Origin of the sequence: Natronincola ferrireducens, from assembly GCF_900100845.1 — a bacterium.
Taxonomy (GTDB): Bacteria; Bacillota; Clostridia; order Peptostreptococcales; family Natronincolaceae; genus Natronincola_B; species Natronincola_B ferrireducens.
The window spans coordinates 1,051,941-1,068,155 of the sequence record NZ_FNFP01000001.1 but is presented as its reverse complement, the minus strand read 5'-3'; the positions used below and the strand labels follow the sequence as shown (position 1 = coordinate 1,068,155).

General features: G+C 36.2%; 14 protein-coding genes and 1 riboswitch. Of the genes, 3 read left to right on the top strand and 11 right to left on the bottom strand.

Going from position 1 to position 16,215, the window contains the following annotated elements; translation table 11 throughout:
* Positions 1-94: 94 nt before the first annotated feature.
* The 6 genes from BLS22_RS04905 to BLS22_RS04880 form a co-directional block, all read right to left on the bottom strand.
* Positions 95-1,276: an aspartate aminotransferase family protein gene (locus tag BLS22_RS04905; RefSeq protein ID WP_090551137.1), complete on the bottom strand. Its 1,182-nt coding sequence runs from the start codon at positions 1,274-1,276 to the stop codon at positions 95-97.
* A complete protein-coding gene (locus BLS22_RS04900) occupies positions 1,273-2,493 on the bottom strand; it encodes an aspartate kinase (protein ID WP_090551134.1) in 1,221 nt (406 codons plus the stop codon). The genes BLS22_RS04905 and BLS22_RS04900 overlap by 4 nt, the downstream gene beginning before the upstream one ends.
* A 6-nt stretch (positions 2,494-2,499) precedes the next feature.
* Positions 2,500-3,213 carry a 2,3,4,5-tetrahydropyridine-2,6-dicarboxylate N-acetyltransferase gene (dapD, locus tag BLS22_RS04895; protein ID WP_090551130.1) on the bottom strand — a complete coding sequence of 238 codons (714 nt, stop codon included), beginning with the start codon at positions 3,211-3,213 and terminating at the stop codon, positions 2,500-2,502.
* A gap of 121 nt (positions 3,214-3,334) precedes the next feature.
* The gene (gene dapB, locus BLS22_RS04890) at positions 3,335-4,057 is read right to left on the bottom strand and encodes a 4-hydroxy-tetrahydrodipicolinate reductase (RefSeq protein WP_090551127.1); all 723 of its coding nucleotides are present in this window, start codon (positions 4,055-4,057) and stop codon (positions 3,335-3,337) included.
* A 14-nt stretch (positions 4,058-4,071) separates the two neighbouring features.
* The gene (dapA, locus tag BLS22_RS04885; RefSeq protein WP_090551123.1) at positions 4,072-4,944 is read right to left on the bottom strand and encodes a 4-hydroxy-tetrahydrodipicolinate synthase; all 873 of its coding nucleotides are present in this window, start codon (positions 4,942-4,944) and stop codon (positions 4,072-4,074) included.
* 56 nt (positions 4,945-5,000) lie between these two features.
* Entirely contained in the window at positions 5,001-5,996 is a 996-nt protein-coding gene (locus tag BLS22_RS04880; RefSeq protein ID WP_090551120.1) for an aspartate-semialdehyde dehydrogenase, read from the bottom strand.
* Positions 5,997-6,161: 165 nt separating this feature from the next.
* A riboswitch (Lysine riboswitch) is annotated at positions 6,162-6,344 on the bottom strand.
* Between the two features lie 360 nt (positions 6,345-6,704).
* Here BLS22_RS04880 and BLS22_RS04875 point away from each other — a divergent pair.
* Positions 6,705-8,024 carry a bifunctional folylpolyglutamate synthase/dihydrofolate synthase gene (locus tag BLS22_RS04875; protein WP_090551118.1) on the top strand — a complete coding sequence of 440 codons (1,320 nt, stop codon included), beginning with the start codon at positions 6,705-6,707 and terminating at the stop codon, positions 8,022-8,024.
* A 108-nt stretch (positions 8,025-8,132) separates the two neighbouring features.
* Here BLS22_RS04875 and BLS22_RS15265 read toward each other — a convergent pair whose 3' ends face one another.
* Positions 8,133-9,023: a cell wall hydrolase gene (locus tag BLS22_RS15265; protein WP_208974661.1), complete on the bottom strand. Its 891-nt coding sequence runs from the start codon at positions 9,021-9,023 to the stop codon at positions 8,133-8,135.
* A 252-nt stretch (positions 9,024-9,275) separates the two neighbouring features.
* Positions 9,276-10,106, bottom strand: a complete 831-nt coding sequence (locus BLS22_RS04865) for a carbon-nitrogen hydrolase family protein (RefSeq protein WP_090551112.1) — start codon at positions 10,104-10,106, stop codon at positions 9,276-9,278.
* Positions 10,107-10,282: 176 nt separating this feature from the next.
* Between BLS22_RS04865 and BLS22_RS04860 the strand changes: the two genes are divergently transcribed.
* Both BLS22_RS04860 and BLS22_RS04855 read left to right on the top strand, forming a co-directional pair.
* Positions 10,283-10,999 (top strand): lysophospholipid acyltransferase family protein, encoded by a 717-nt coding sequence (locus BLS22_RS04860; protein ID WP_090551109.1) that lies wholly within the window; start codon positions 10,283-10,285, stop codon positions 10,997-10,999.
* Positions 11,000-11,056: 57 nt separating this feature from the next.
* A complete protein-coding gene (locus tag BLS22_RS04855) occupies positions 11,057-12,280 on the top strand; it encodes a sensor domain-containing diguanylate cyclase (protein ID WP_090551107.1) in 1,224 nt (407 codons plus the stop codon).
* 42 nt (positions 12,281-12,322) lie between these two features.
* Here the strand turns inward: BLS22_RS04855 and BLS22_RS04850 are convergent, their stop codons facing one another.
* From BLS22_RS04850 to yfcC, 3 genes are all read right to left on the bottom strand, one after another.
* Positions 12,323-12,937: a DNA-3-methyladenine glycosylase gene (locus tag BLS22_RS04850; RefSeq protein WP_090551104.1), complete on the bottom strand. Its 615-nt coding sequence runs from the start codon at positions 12,935-12,937 to the stop codon at positions 12,323-12,325.
* A 221-nt stretch (positions 12,938-13,158) separates the two neighbouring features.
* Entirely contained in the window at positions 13,159-14,334 is a 1,176-nt protein-coding gene (gene iadA, locus BLS22_RS04845; protein WP_090551102.1) for a beta-aspartyl-peptidase, read from the bottom strand.
* A 28-nt stretch (positions 14,335-14,362) separates the two neighbouring features.
* Positions 14,363-16,048 (bottom strand): putative basic amino acid antiporter YfcC, encoded by a 1,686-nt coding sequence (gene yfcC / locus BLS22_RS04840; protein WP_143011249.1) that lies wholly within the window; start codon positions 16,046-16,048, stop codon positions 14,363-14,365.
* Positions 16,049-16,215: the final 167 nt, after the last annotated feature.

Sequence of the window (16,215 nt, the reverse complement as noted above, 5' to 3'; positions counted from 1 at the left end):
ATTGATTTTTTAGGAATATGTTGGTTTATAGCAACTTCTAAGAAACCTATAACTTCCTTAGATTTGAGTAGTAAAAGGGACCCTAGGGGCCCTTTTACCATTGTTGAAGAATTTCTCTGAATTCTTTTATAAAGATATCAACATGTTGTTTCTCAATAATCAATGATGGTAAAAGTCTTAGTATATTACCATTGGTGACGTTTACCAATATTCCCTTATGAAGAAATTCAAGGGTTAATTGATCTGAATTTTTTAATGTTTCTACACCCAACATCAACCCCTTACCACGGATTTCTCCTATGATGTCAGGATAGGCTTCTTGTAGCTGCTGTAGCTGTTGTCGTAGGTATTGGCCTACCTCCTTAGATTCTTGTAGGATATTCTCCTCCAAAAGCTCTATAGTTCTCTTTCCTACTGCAGCAGCAATGGGATTTGGAGCAAAAGTGGTGCCGTGATCTCCATTTTTAAAGTAATGGGCTATTTGATCGGCTACTAAAATACCACCCAAGGGTAATCCTCCACCTACCCCCTTAGCAAATAAGAGGATATCAGGAGTAATAGATGTATGCTGATAGGCAAATAATGCACCTGTTCTTCCTATTCCAGTTTGAATTTCATCCATACATAGTAATATTCCATATTCATCACAAAGTTTTCTAGCACCCTCAATAAATTCCACTGAAATAACCTGTACACCACCAGAACCAAAAACAGGTTCAAATAATAGGGCTGCTGGTTCATGCTGTTGAAATATTCTTTCCAGTTCCACCAAATCCTCTTTAGCCAGCTCATAAACAGGTATATCTGGAGCTGGGAAATCCTGCTGAACCTTTTCCATTCTTGTTAACTTTAAAGCCCCTAAGGTTCGACCATGGAAACTATTTTTAAATACTACCACACCTTCACGGTTTTTATCCTTACCATATTTATGAATGTACTTTATAGCTGCCTCTGTACTCTCTGCTCCAGAGTTAGCAAAATAAATCTTCCCAGGAAAAGTGGCCTCCACCAACTTTTCTGCCAATTCTATAGCTGGTTTATTATAAAAGAAGTTAGAAATATGTCCAAACCGACTACTTTGATGCTGTAATGTCTCTAAAAGCTCTGGGTGACAATGACCTAGGGCATTGACGGCTAACCCAGAAAACATATCTAAGTATTGGTTTCCCTTTTCATCTATAATATACATACCCTCTCCTCTATCTACTACGATAGACATTCTGCCATAGGTAGGTAGGATATATTTTTCATCCAACCGCTGCCAGTCCTTTATCATGCTTCCATCTCCAATCCAAATCCACTACCTATTAATTCAATGGTCCTCAACTCATCCTTTTGATCTACAACCCAAGTGATTTTTATCTCTGAGGTTGTTATCATTTTGATTTCAATATTATTTTCTGCCATTAATTCAAATACTTTGGCAGCTACCCCTGAGTGGGAACGCATTCCTAGACCTACTACAGATATTTTGGCAATGTCGGTGTTTACTTCCCATTGGATATCCTTATTTTCTTGACGCCATTTTTCCACAATTTCTTCTGCTATATGGAGGTCAGTTTTAGGGATTGTACATCCAACATTCATCTTATTCTCTTCAGTAAGCATTTGAGAAATCATATCGACATTTACTTCTGCTTCTGCCAGCTCTCCAAACAATCTATATAAACTGCTGGTACAAGAAGGTAAATTCAATAGTGTGACTTGTATATCCTCTAGACTTGAGGCCATTCCAGTAATCAAAGTTTCTTCCATTCCAACTCTACCTCCATTTGTTATCAGCGTTCCTCTTTCATCGGAAAATGAAGAGGCTACATAAATAGGAATTTGATATTTATGTCCTAGCTCCACAGCACGATAATGAATTACCCCCGCTCCTAAGCTGGCCATCTCCATCATTTCTTCATAATTAATCTTTTCTATTTTTTTAGCCTTTTGTAATTTTCTAGGATCCATTGTATAGATCCCATCTACATCTGTGTAGATTTCACATATGGCCCCTAGCTTTGCTGCTAAAGCTACTGCAGAAGTATCACTACCACCACGGCCTAGTGTTGTATACTCATTATCCTCTGTAACCCCTTGGAATCCTGCTACCACCACAATCTTATTTTCCTCTAAGGCCTTTAGGAGTTTAGATGCCTCTATATCTTTAATACGGGCTTTTTGATGAATACCTGTTGTTTGAATATTCATTTGAGGTCCTGTAAAAGAAACAGCCGAATATCCTTTGGCATTCAAAGCCATAGCTAATAGGGCTATAGAAACCTGTTCTCCAGTGGTAAGAAGCATGTCCATCTCCCTTGGCACAGGATTATCAGTAATTCCCTTAGCTAGGGAAATTAATTCATCAGTGGTTTTTCCCATAGCTGATACAATGACTACAACATGATAGCCCTCTTCTTTTTTCTTAATAACCTTTTCTGCTACTTTTTTTATTTTTTCTGTTGTGGCTACAGACGAGCCCCCATATTTTTGAACCACAATGTTCATTGGTTATTACGCCCCCATTATATCCCTAAGTTCTTGGACTATTTCTGTTTTAGATTTTGTTTTATCGTCAATTGTTTTTATGATTTTAGCTGGTGTTCCTGCTACTACTACGTTTTCAGGAATGTCCTCTGTAACCACAGCTCCAGCAGCAATCACAGAACCTTTTCCCACTCTTACACCTTCTAAAATTACAGCATTTGCCCCTACAACTACATCATCCTCTATAATAACTGGTGTTGCTGATGGTGGTTCTACCACACCAGCTACAACAGCCCCTGCTCCAATGTGGCAGTTTTTACCTATTGTACCTCTACCTCCTACAACTACGTTCATATCAATCATGGTACCTTCACCAATAACAGCCCCAATATTAATAACAGCCCCCATCATAATAACAGCATTGTTACCAATTTCTACTTTTTCTCGAATGATGGCCCCTGGCTCAATTCTAGCATGGATATTTTTCATATCTAATAGGGGTATAGCTGAGTTTCTTCTGTCATTTTCAAGAACAAAATCCTCTATTTTGTCTTTAAATTCCTCCAATAACAGAGCAATTTCCTTCCATTCTCCAAAGATGATCCCTGTGTCTCCTGTAATAAAGGTTTTCATCTGCCACTTTTCCCATGGTATATCACCCACCTGTCCCTTTAAATATAGTTTTATGGGTGTCTTTTTTTCGCTTTCTTTAATGTATTGTATAATTTCTCTTGCATCCATCTTTTATTCCTCCTAGTATTTTTTTATAGGCTTTTCTTATGTTTCCATGAAACCATGGGATTTATGAGTCTATACAACCCAGCTGCCCTTTTACAAAGGCAGCCGGTGTTTTAAAAAACTCTTAATTTAAATTCAATACATCCTTCATATTGTACAAACCATTAGGTTTTCCAATTAAAAACTTAGCCGCTTCCAATGCTCCCTGTGCAAAAACACCTCTATCATGGGCTTCATGGGTGATTTTTACGGTTTCTAAATCATTAATAAAGTTTGCTTCATGAAAACCTACAATATTACCACCACGGATAGCATGAATACCAATTTCTCCTTTTTCTCTAGGACATTGTCCTTCTCTACCATAAACCCTTTTCCTATCACCACCTAATCCCTTCTCAATTGCTTCTACGATGGTTTTAGCACTTCCAGAAGGTGCATCCTTTTTTCTATTGTGATGGGATTCAATAACCTCTATATCCACATTATCCTTTAATATAGCAGCCACCTGTTCTACTAGAGAAAAGACTAGGTTCATTCCTAAGGACATATTGGTGGCTTGGAGAATAGGAATGTTTTTTGAAGCATCATGGATAAGCTGCTGCTCCTTTTCTTCAAAACCAGTGGTACCTATAACTAAGGGGATATTGTTTCCTAGACAATACTTCAGAACTCCTTCCATTGCTGTGGGATGTGAGAAGTCTATAACAACGTCAGGCACTTCCTCAAGAGCATCAAAGGTCTTCTTAAGATCAACTCCCTCTACTTTATTCCAATAACCACTTTCTTCAGCAAGCTTATAAATCATTTGTCCCATCTTCCCACTAATACCAGCAATAACTAAATTCATAAGCCCCTTCCCTCCTATATGATTTGTAGCCGTTTCATTTCTTCAATTAGCTTTTGTTTAGTTTCCTCCTCCATGGGTGTTAAAGGAAGTCTTAGTTCATTTTCAATATAGCCCATAGTACCCAATGCTGCCTTTACAGGAATTGGATTCACTTCTATAAATAATAAGCTAATAAGTTTCTTATAGTAAACCTGTAGTCTAATAGCTTCCTGAACATCTCCTTCTTGGAAGGCTTTGCACATAGCTTGGGTTTCCTTCGGCAGTATGTTGGCTAATACAGAAATCACCCCATGACCCCCACAGGAATAAATCGGTAGGATGTTATCATCATTACCCGACCAAATTTTAAAATCTGCTGGTGCTAATCTCTTTATTTCAAGAATTTGTGTCATATTACCACTGGCTTCTTTAATGCCAATAATATTATCTACCTTTGCTAACTCTGCTACTGTTGCAGGTTCAATGTTCACTCCTGTTCTTCCAGGAACATTATAAAGAATAGCTGGAAGAGATGTAGATTTTACAATTTCTGTATAATGTTGTATAAGTCCTTTTTGGGTGCATTTATTATAGTAGGGAGTAACCAGTAGGATGCCATCTGCACCTAGCATTTCTGCCTGCTTTGTATATTTAATCGATACATCTGTACTGTTGGAGCCCGTTCCAATGATAACAGGCACTCTTTTGTTGGCTCTTGCTACAGCAGTTTTTATAACCGCTTCCCTTTCCTCATAGCTCTGTGTGGATGCCTCCCCAGTAGTCCCTAAAACAATTAACGCTTGATTATCATTTTCTAATTGAAAATCAATAAGCCTTTCAAACCCTGCTAAATCAACCTTTCCACCTTTAAAAGGGGTAACAATAGCAACGCCGGCACCGTTAAACATAATTTTTCCTCCTTTTCATTTTATTTTTAAACCCTACTTTTTAAAAATCCTATACCTTACTTCATTGCCTCCATTACCTCTATAATTTGTACAGCATTGGTGGCAGCACCTTTTCTTAGGTTATCTGCAACTACCCAAAGAGATAGTGCCTTAGGATTGTATAAATCCCTTCGTATACGGCCTACGTAAGTATCATCTGTATTAGCTGTTTCTAAAGGTGTTGGATACTCGTTATTTGCTGGATTATCTAATACAACTACACCTGGAGCATTTTCAAGAATTTCTCTTACCTCTTTTAAATCCGGCTCCTCCTTAAACTCTAGGTAGATAGATTCACTATGTCCATAAAACACAGGAATTCTAACAGTAGTCGCATTTACTTCTATAGTATTATCTTCTAATATCTTTTGTGTCTCGTACACCATTTTTAATTCTTCTTTTGTAAATCCATTTTCATTAAATACATCTATATGAGGAATACAGTTGGCAGCAATTTTCTTAGGATAAACTTGATTTGGATGTTCAGCATCCCGCATTTGACCTTCCAGCTCTACAATAGCGTTGTGACCGCTGCCTGACACAGCTTGGTAGGTGGATACAACTATTCTTTTAATACCATATCGCTTATGCAATGGTGCTAAAGCCACCATCATTTGTATAGTAGAACAGTTGGGGTTTGCTATAATACCTCTATAATCCTTTAGCACATGGGGATTTACCTCAGGTACTACCAATGGAATCCCTTCAGTCATTCTCCATTGTGAGGAGTTATCTATAGCGATATTTCCTGCCTCGGCTGCAATGGGGGCATATTTTTCTGATACACCTCCACCAGCTGAAAATAGTAAGTAATCAAATTTATCCTTCATAACTTCTTCTGTTAGTAGCTCTACTGTAACCTCTTGCCCATTGAAATCCAACTTTTCTCCGGCAGATCTGGCTGATGCAAACACTCTTAACTTCTCAATAGGCACCTTTCTCTCCTTTAAAATTTCAATTACCTTTCTACCAACAGCTCCTGTTGCTCCTACAACACCAATTGATAAACCCATTTCATATTCTCCTCCCATAAATTAATTGATTTAGTAATATTTTTCATATATTAAGACTAATAAAAATCTCCTAGGTTAAATCCTAGGAGTTTGTTAATGCAATAGTAAACAAGACATGTTAATAAATAATAGCAATATCTATTAAATCATCTATGAACCTTGCAATTAACAAATAGCGCCCCATGGACATTATCCCCATGACAGTGATTTAGCTATTCACTAAACCCCCAGCCGTTAAATCGATAACTATTCAACAGCTTCGGCACGTCAGCCTTTTTATAGTAGTATTGAGGGTTTCCCTCTTGTCACCTACTATATACTCATCTTCAGTGCACCTCTATTTATTAATTATATATTTAATTATAGTCTTAAATATTATCAATATTATAGATTTTTAAATTTATACTTGATCTTTGTTAACATTTAAGGTAGTTTAACATACTTTTAATAATTCTGTCAACTTTAATTTAAAATTATTAGTATTTTATAAACCCCATCTATAACCCAATGGATCATACAGCTTAGGGATATAAAACCTGTTTCTAGGCAGTTTTTGGTATTTTTTTACTTTGTTTGTTTCTGTCGAAAAAATATTTTCCTAAACAAGTTTTTTCTTGATTTTTCCCTATTGTATAGGAGATTTTTTGGTTGTATAATAAATCTATTGCAAAGAAAAAAATCTATTATCATGATTAGGAGGAGTGTTGGTTGAACTTTTGGGAGGCCATTCAATTTATTGAAAAAAATCATAGTTTTGGAACAAAATTAAGCTTAGAAAATATCGGTAAAATATTACATGTTTTAGGTAATCCTCAGGATCACTTGAAATTTATTCATGTAGCTGGAACCAATGGTAAAGGTTCCACTTGTTCCTTTATCCACAGCATGTTGATGGCAGAAGGATATAAAGTTGGTCTTTTTACCTCTCCACATTTGCAATGTTATACCGACAGAATTAAAATTAACGGTATTAATGCTTCAAAAGAGGACTTTGCAGCTATAGTTGATGATTTATCTAAAGTAATTTTACCTCTACTAGAGGAGGGGATGGACCCTCCTGCAATGTTTGATATGATGACATTAATGGCCTTTTTATATTTTGTTAAAGAAAAAGTAGATTATGTTATTTTAGAGGTAGGATTAGGTGGATTAACAGATGCTACAAACATTATCAAAAATTCACTGATTTCTGTGATTACACCTATAGGTATAGATCATATTGATATTTTAGGATCTGATCTTAGGCAGATTGCCCTCCATAAGGCTGGTATCATCAAGCCCCAGGGTATGGTAACCTACCATTGGCAAGAACCTATGGTTGAAGAGGTTATTAAAAAGGTTGCAAAAGATAAAAATGCTAAAATTTATAGCTTACAGGAAAAGGATGTAGACCTGCTGGATATGAATATTAAAGAGCAGATTTTCAATCTCTCCACAGCATTTGGCCATTATGAAGACTTGAAGATTAAAATGATAGGTAAACATCAAGTTTATAATGCTGCTTTGGCTACACTTACTTTAATGGTGTTAAGAGAAAATAATATGCTTTCTATTAGTAATGACAGCCTATTTAAGGGTTTATATAGTAATTTTTGGGGAGGAAGATTGGAAATATTGCATCATAACCCCTTAGTTTTGATTGATGGGGCCCATAACCTCCAGGGCTCTGAGGTATTAAAGCAAGCTATTCAACAATATTTTCAAGGGCAAAAAATCAATATGGTTATTGGTATGTTGAGGGATAAGGATGTAGAAGGGGTTTTGGGGAATCTCGTACCTCTATGTAATAAAGTTGTCTTTACTCGTCCTAACAGCCCACGAGCTATGGAACCTGAGGAATTGATGGATAAAACCCTTCTTTTTGGTAAAGAAACTGCTATTATCTCTTCTTTAGAGGAGGCAGTAATATACGGTCTGAAAAATACAGCTCTCGATGAAGTTACTATTTTTACAGGATCCCTTTACTTAATTGGAGATGTGAAAAATATTTTATTAAACTATATGCACAATAAAAAAGAAGCAAGCTAAATATGGCTAAAGTCTACAATTCTACGGCAGTCGCTTATGGAGGGTCAAAAATAAAACTAAGGGTGAAATACTCCACCCTTAGTTTTATTTTTTAATTCTTAGTTTTATTTAATAGTAAAAATCATGGTCTCCAATAGTTTTCATATATTGTCGGTTATTTACAATCCAAAAGTTTGTTGCCTTTCTTGGATTTAAGAAGTATAGTGCTTCTCCCACAGGTCTAACACCATTTAAAACTTCAGTTGCTGCTTTAACACTATCTTTATGGGGGGTATTATAAATAGTTCCATCTATAACTGGTGAAAACTGTGTATAACCGTCCTGTCGGTCAAAGATTACTCCATAGATGGTGTTGGGGAATTTCCCACTTCTTACCCTATTTAAAATAACGTTTCCTACAGCTACCTTACCTTGGTAAGGCTCTCCTTGAGCCTCTGCGTGGATAATTCTACTCAACCAATAGATATCCTCATCCCTTTGAGATCCTCCCCTTGATGGGGACTGGGTATTTGTAGCTGCGGCAACATTTGTAGTTGGTGATGTTCCTTTAGTTTTTAGTACTTGTCCAATATAGATGGTATCAGAGTTTAAACCATTGATACTTCTTAATTGCCCTAAGGAGACTCCAGCTCTTTGGGCAATTAAAGATAATGTGTCGCCACTTTTTACAGTATACCTTTCGCCAGTAATAGGGGACTTATCTACTGTATTTTGCTGTTTAACTTCTGTAGTGGTCTTTTCTTTAATTTCTTTAATTTCTTTAACCACTTCATCTTTAAAGTCATCTATAACGTCTTCTCTATCTTCAACTTCTTCTAAATCTTCCTCCGAAGTTTCATAGGCTAGGTTATCCTCCCCTCCTAAGTATCCTTCAGTTCCCATGATAGCATCTTCCATTTTTAGAATAGCTGGATTTGCTAACAGTCCTGAAGCAACAGCTCCAATCAATAGTGTTGCTGCTAATATGCCAATTATTATTTTTTTCGATGGTATTTTCATATACATCAACCTCTCTAGCTTTTTTAGCTTTGCTCTAAAAAATTTTAGCATAAAGGAGAAGTAGTGTATACATTTTCAGGGGTTGTAAGATTTGCCAAAGGGGAGTGCCCTTAGAAACTATAGGTTACATGGTTGTTTCCAATATATTGTAATTCATGATATTTTACCATAGCCATGGTTCATTTTAACTTTTCATCTAATTTATGGGTGTGATTTTTTGCCCAGTTTCTCCCTCCCCTTTAATTTTATAAATTATTTTTCTAGGATTTCTAATCTATATAAATCTGTTCGACGATGCTTTAATAAGGGCAGTTCCTCCCTTACTTTTTTTATATAATCTAAATCTATTTCACCATAAATAATGGATTCTTCTTCATTGGTGGTAGCCACAATCTCCCCCCATGGATTCATAATCGTAGAATGACCATAGGCATGGTAACTGGATTCAAGGTTACGGGCAGGAGATGCGGCAATAAAATATACTTGATTATCTACTGCTCTTATTTTGATGGTATCATGCCAGTGGGCTGGACCTGTAGTGGTGTTAAAGGCAGCTGGCACTACAATAACCTCTGCCCCCTTTAAAGCCATTAATCTCATCAGTTCTGGAAATCTCATATCATAGCATATGGCAATGCCTATTTTACAAAATTCAGTATCCACTACCGTTATCCCTTCTCCAGAGGCTAGAATATCAGATTCCTTAAAAGTAATTTTTCCCTTAACATCAATATCAAACAGATGCATCTTTCTGTAGGTAGCAATCAAATCTCCTTCTGGGTTAAAAGTATAAGAAGTGTTGAAAATTTTCTCCTTTGACTTTTCTGGTATAGATCCTCCTACAATATATAAACCAAGTTCCTTAGCTAGATTTCTCAACATAGTTGTGGTTACCCCTGGAAAGTCCTCTGCCATTTCCCTCATATAATCATTATTATAGAGACAATTAAATATTTCTGGCAAAACCACCAGCTGTGCTCCTTGGGACTGAGCCTCACGAATCATAGCCTCAGCTTTTTCTAGGTTCTTCTTTTTATTGTCTGTAACCAACATTTGACAAACAGCTACGTTAAATTTACCCATCATTTTACCCTCCCTCTAATCCACAAAATTTATATATATTATTCTTCATATATTTTCTATTTCCTGTTTTCCCTAAAAAGAACCTAAAATGAAAAGTTTTCTTTAAACCCCTCAAATTATATGATAATATAATAACATCATAACATTATGCTGTCTTAGCTAGGAGGGAACAAAAAATGAAAAAGTTTTTTGGAATTGCTCACTTTTTATTATATGGTTTGTATGTGAAGGTCTTTGCCATACCAAAGGTAAAAAAGCTACATAAGGAAGGACGTACAGAGGAAAAAAGAAGCTACACCGATGGGATCAGTAAAAAATGGTGTACTATATTGATAGGTTCCACCGGCAGCACCGTTAAGGTAACAGGATTGGAGCATATACCAAAGGATGGATCAGTATTATTTGTAAGCAACCATCAGGGCTATTTTGACATTCCTATACTATTGTTATACCTGCCAAAGTCTTTGGGCTTTCTAGCAAAAATTGAATTGAAAAAATGGCCTATTATCAGTAAATGGTTGGAATGTATGGAAGGGGTATTTATAGATAGAAATGATATCCGACAATCATTATTGGCTATTAAGGAAACTACTGAAAACTTAAAAACTGGACAGTCTATGGTTATTTTCCCTGAAGGAACCAGGAGCAAAAGCAGTGAGTTAAATCCCTTTAAACCAGGTAGTTTAAAGGCAGCACAAAAAGCCTATGTTCCTATCGTCCCTATTACTATTAAAAATACTTATAAAATATTAGAAGCCAATAATGATCGGGATTTAAAGCCTGCTAATGTGGAAGTAATCATATCCCCAGCTATTTATCCCGATGAATTTACTAAAGAAACCTCCAATGATTTGACGGTTAAAATCTTTGAAACCATTAAAAATCATTTGTAGGGAGATTCTTTAGACCTACTACATCACTAGTAAAACTCAAGTTGACGAGGTGTTGCAATGAAGAAATCTGCTTCTGCTTTTATCTTGAAAGTTGTTGCTTTGTATAGTTTTATATTACTTTCTTATATTTTTATCCTACCAACCAATATTAAAGTGAAATATGGTTTTTTTATTACTTTTGTTATTTCTATTGTAACAATTGGTATTTCCTTAACTATATACAGGTTCATCCTTACACAATTAAATATACAGGGCTCTAGTCATGAAAAAAACAAAAAAATTTTAGAAAGTGTTATAGAAATCAGTGATTCTATCTTAACCATTGAAAATACCCATCAACTGTTTCAATTAATTCTTCAAAAAGCTGTAGAATCCATTGACGATGCAGAAATGGGAAGTCTATTGATTTTAGATGATAATAATAATTTGCAATATGAAGCTTTAGTGGGCTTTGATTATGAAAAGTTTAAAAACCTTTATATAAAATTAGAAGATTCTTTCTTGTATAAAAATAATAAGAGAAATACATCTAAAGCCTGTATCATTAGAAATGTTGAGGAATTTGATGAAAATACCCTTGATCCAAATATTTATGCCAAACTCCAAAAGGCTAATGCCTTTACTACTAAAGCAGTTATTTGTGCACCTATTAAAGTGGATAATAAATTATACGGTATTATTAATGTTGATAGCAAAAACCCCAACGGCTTTACAGATATGGACGTAGCCTTTATGGATTATTTCTCTAAACAAATAAGCACAGCTATTCGAAATCATGAATTACTGGACAAAATGCTTTATTTATTAAAATATGATCGTTTAACCGATATCTATAATCGTTATTATTTTGAAGAGGTATTTGAAGCTTTATTTAAGAAGGCCGAAAGGTATAAGGAAACCTTCTCTTTAGTAGTGTTTGATTTAAATAATTTAAAAATGACCAATGACACCTTTGGTCATCAGGTAGGAGATCTGCTCATTAAACAGTTTGCCCTTGGAATTAAAAATAATATCCGTGATTGTGATATTCTAGGTCGTTATGGTGGTGATGAATTTTTAGGAGCTTTTCTTTATACGGACTTAGAGACTATAGAAATTATTATCGAAAAAATAAATAGACACTTCGAGCACCATCCATTACAAGTAGAATCTGCTTGCATTTATATTGAATTTAGTTATGGTGTAGCCCATTATCCAACGGATGCATGTACCATGAAGGCACTTTTCAAAATAGCCGATAATCGAATGTATGTCCATAAGCAAAGCCATAAAATTCTATAAAACACCATAAAAGTTACAAAGCCATTGCTCTAGGGCAATGGCTTATTTTTTTGAGACATAGGGATTATCTTTTATATAAAAACGCCAAGGAAAATCAATGGCTTCCTCTGCATAATCTATATTAATCCGAGTTGTTGTTACAATATCTAAAGATGCTTTTTCATCAGCCTCCCTTATGTATAACCTATCTCCACAGAGATCCATTTCATTATTTGCTTTGGTGATTTCCATGGCTATACAAAGCTTGCCGGGACCATTGGTTAGATTTTTTAGCTGAGACTTAGATACATCATGAAAGGATTTTTTATATCTGTTTACTCCCATGGTTTCTAGTCCTTCTATAGGTTCAATAGCCCTTATCAATACTGCCGCTCCTTTACCTTCTTCCTCTGTAACTACATTAAAGCAATGGTACATCCCATAAATCAAATATACATAGGCAGTACCAGGGAGGCCAAACAATACTTGAGTCCTAGGGGTCAGCTTATTATTGTAGGCATGACATGCCTTGTCTAAATCCGCCATATAAGCCTCTGTTTCTACAATTTTACCTATAAGTTGCTTTCCTCCCCTATGGTGAACCAAATATTTTCCAAGCAAATCCTTTGCCACCTCTAAAGTAGGTCTATTATAAAATTCTCTCCCTAGTTTTTTCATTAGTAATCTCCTTAGCTTTTTACTTTGGTGGCTTTTTCGCTGTTGTTGCTCCCTTAGTATCAATTTGATCCATGGTCTTACCTACTTTTCCAGATCTATTTTTCTCTCTTTTTCCTTTGCCAATCGCCTTCGTCACTTTACCACCTCCTATTATTATAGTATAAAACAGAGGTGTTTGTACTATGCAATTGAAAATAACAAAACCCTCCCCTAGACACTATTTATCCTTCAAAGGTTCCCTTTACCTTTACTTCTCCCTTTTCAATCATTACCTTACCTAAAGCAATAACCGTATCAATTTCTAAGGAATCTTTATCCAGAAGGACAATATCTGCATCATAATTTTCTTTAATATATCCCTTTTTAGACAGCTTTAAGATATTGGCTGGATTACATGTGGCTACCTGTAGGGCTACCTCCATAGGAACCTTCTCCTCTACAACAGTCTCCCTTACTGCTGCATATAAAGAGGTGACCTTACCTACTTGTAATCCCACATATTCTCCATTTTCATCAAAGGCTGGCAGACTTCCTTGACCATCTGAACTAAAGGTAATATTTTCAATAGGAACCTTTTTTTCTAATAGTATTTTTAACCCCCTACTGGACTTTATCTCTCCTTCTTCTAGAAACTTTGGTGTAGTACTGGTGGTGAGGTCAATCAAGCCTCCCCTTTGACCATAGCATATAGCCTTCTGAAACAAATATTCATTGCGATTCATATGGGTAGGTAAAAATTGTTTTATAGGAATTTCTGTAGTCTTTGCCACCTCTTCAATCAATTCAATGGCTTCTTCTCCATCCCCCAAATGTACATTTACAATACCTGCTTTTCCCGATAGAATCCCCCCCATTCTTGCAGCAGCAGCTAACCTTTTTAGCTCCTGTACCGTTGGTTGAGAAGAACGATGATCAGATAGGGCTATCTCTCCTACACCAATTATCTTATCTATAATAACAATATCATCCTCTATTTTATCAGTAACTGTCTTAATAGGAATTTGGTAGGAGCCTGTATAAATATAGGTAGTAATTCCTTCTTCCTCTAACCCTCTAGCCTTTGCTAAAAGATTCAACATATTTCTTGTTGTCCCATCAGTTCCTAAGCATCCAACAACAGTAGTAACACCCCCCTTAGTAATGTCTGACAGTTGGATTTCTGGGGTTCTTGTTTTGAAACTCCCTTCCCCACCTCCACCAGCTATATGAACATGAGAATCTATTAATCCAGGTATAACCAGTTTGCCAGTCCCATCAATAACCTCTATGTCAATGATTCCCTCGGGAATGTTAATTTCATCAGCAATCGATGCAATTTTGTTGTGGGCAAGGAAAATATCCTTTTTTCCTAGATAATGTGGTCCATACACTTCTCCATTTTTAATTACTTTTAGCATGAATATTACTCCCATCTATGAAAAATTTCTAGTTTAAACCCATAACTACAGCTGCAATCATGAAAATAGATGCTAATAGGAATAGCATGCCCTGAAACTTGATTTGGAATTTAGCCCATTTTACCCAATCCAATCTAGCAACCCCCAGTACCCCCATCAAACATCCAGAGGTAGGTACAATTAGGTTTGTAAGCCCATCCCCTAGTTGGAAGGCCAATACAGCGATTTGCTTGCTAACCCCTAAAATCTGTGCCAACGGTGCCATTAATGGCATGGTAATAGCCGCCTGTCCGGAACCTGAAACAACAAAGAAGTTAAAAACAGATTGGAAGATAAACATTAGCCAAGCTGTTACAGCAGTAGATAACCCACCTAATACATTGGCCATACCATGTAAGATTGTATTCAATACTGTATCTGTAGTTGGAGAAGAGTCTCCTAAAACCAATACAATACCTTGAGCCATACCTACGATCATAGCTGCTCCTACTAAATCCTTGGCACCATCTCTAAATCCATCTGCAATATCATTAACCCCCATATTGTTAAGCTTGAAAAGAACCCCTATAATCCCTGAGACCAACCCCATAGTGAAGAAGATAGCCGCAATCTCTGGAATATAGTACTCATATTGATTTACACCCCAAATAACCCATATAATACCTAATAAAATTGTTAATAATACTAAACCATGACCGGTTGTAAATTTAACCTCTTCTAAATCCTTTTGCTTAAAATCATTTCTGTAATAAGCATCACTTTCATAGGCTACAGACTTTGTAGGGTCCTTTTTTATTTTCATGGCATAAATCCATGTAAAGGCGATACCTGCAGCAGTAAATATAATAAACATAAATATTCTGAAGCCTGCTCCAGATAATACTGGTACACCCGCCACCCCTTGAGCAATAGCAACACTGAAGGGATTCATCCAGGAAGTGGCAAAGCCTATTTGGGTGGCCACATAGGTTATCATGATGCCTACAATGGCATCATAGCCCATGGCTATCACCAGTGGTACAATAATCATGGCAAAGGGTATAGCTTCTTCTCCCATCCCGAATACAGCTCCGCCTAAGGCAAATAAGAAGAATAAAATTGGTATAATCAGCACTTCAGTTCCCTTTGTTCTCTTAATCATATTTAAAATACCAGCTTCTACTGCTCCAGTTTTCAAAATAATACCAAAGGCTCCACCAACAATCAAGATAAAGGCAACAACACCCACCGCTGAGCCCCACTTATCTCCTTTTACCATACCTTCAAAGGCATAATTTAAGAAACCTACACCACCCCATTTTTCAAAAAGCTTAATACCTTGCTTCTCTCCAGAAGAGATATATTCGCCATACTCCTGTAGGGCTGTAAATTGTACTGTTTCCCCCTCTGTTACTTCCACAGCTCTTGCTCTATTTTTTCGTATATTCCCGATAGAATCTTCTTCCCCTGCTTTATAAATCTCCGTCCTATCTCCTGATGCATCAATCCTATAGGCTGCATTGTTCACTGTAAATTCCACTACTTCTCCATCTATAACCTCCGCCACCACATTGCCTTCAGGATCATAGGCCCTATAAAGTACATCAAACTGCCCTAAAGGAATAACATAAGTTAATAATGCTGCCAAAACAACTACAAAGAAAATGATAACGTAGCTATCTGGCATATCCCAACTTCTTTTTTTTGCTTTTACATCTTTTACTTCTGTTGACATGAAGGAACCCCCCTTTATTCTTTGGCTCTGTTAAACACTATTGTTGATTTTAGCATTGTATGAATTCTTGGATTCTGGCATCCTGAGGCAGTGGAAGGATCTAAGACTCTTCGTTATCCTCAGAGTGACAATTACTCAGTATCTTGTCATGATTTTATTTATACAAT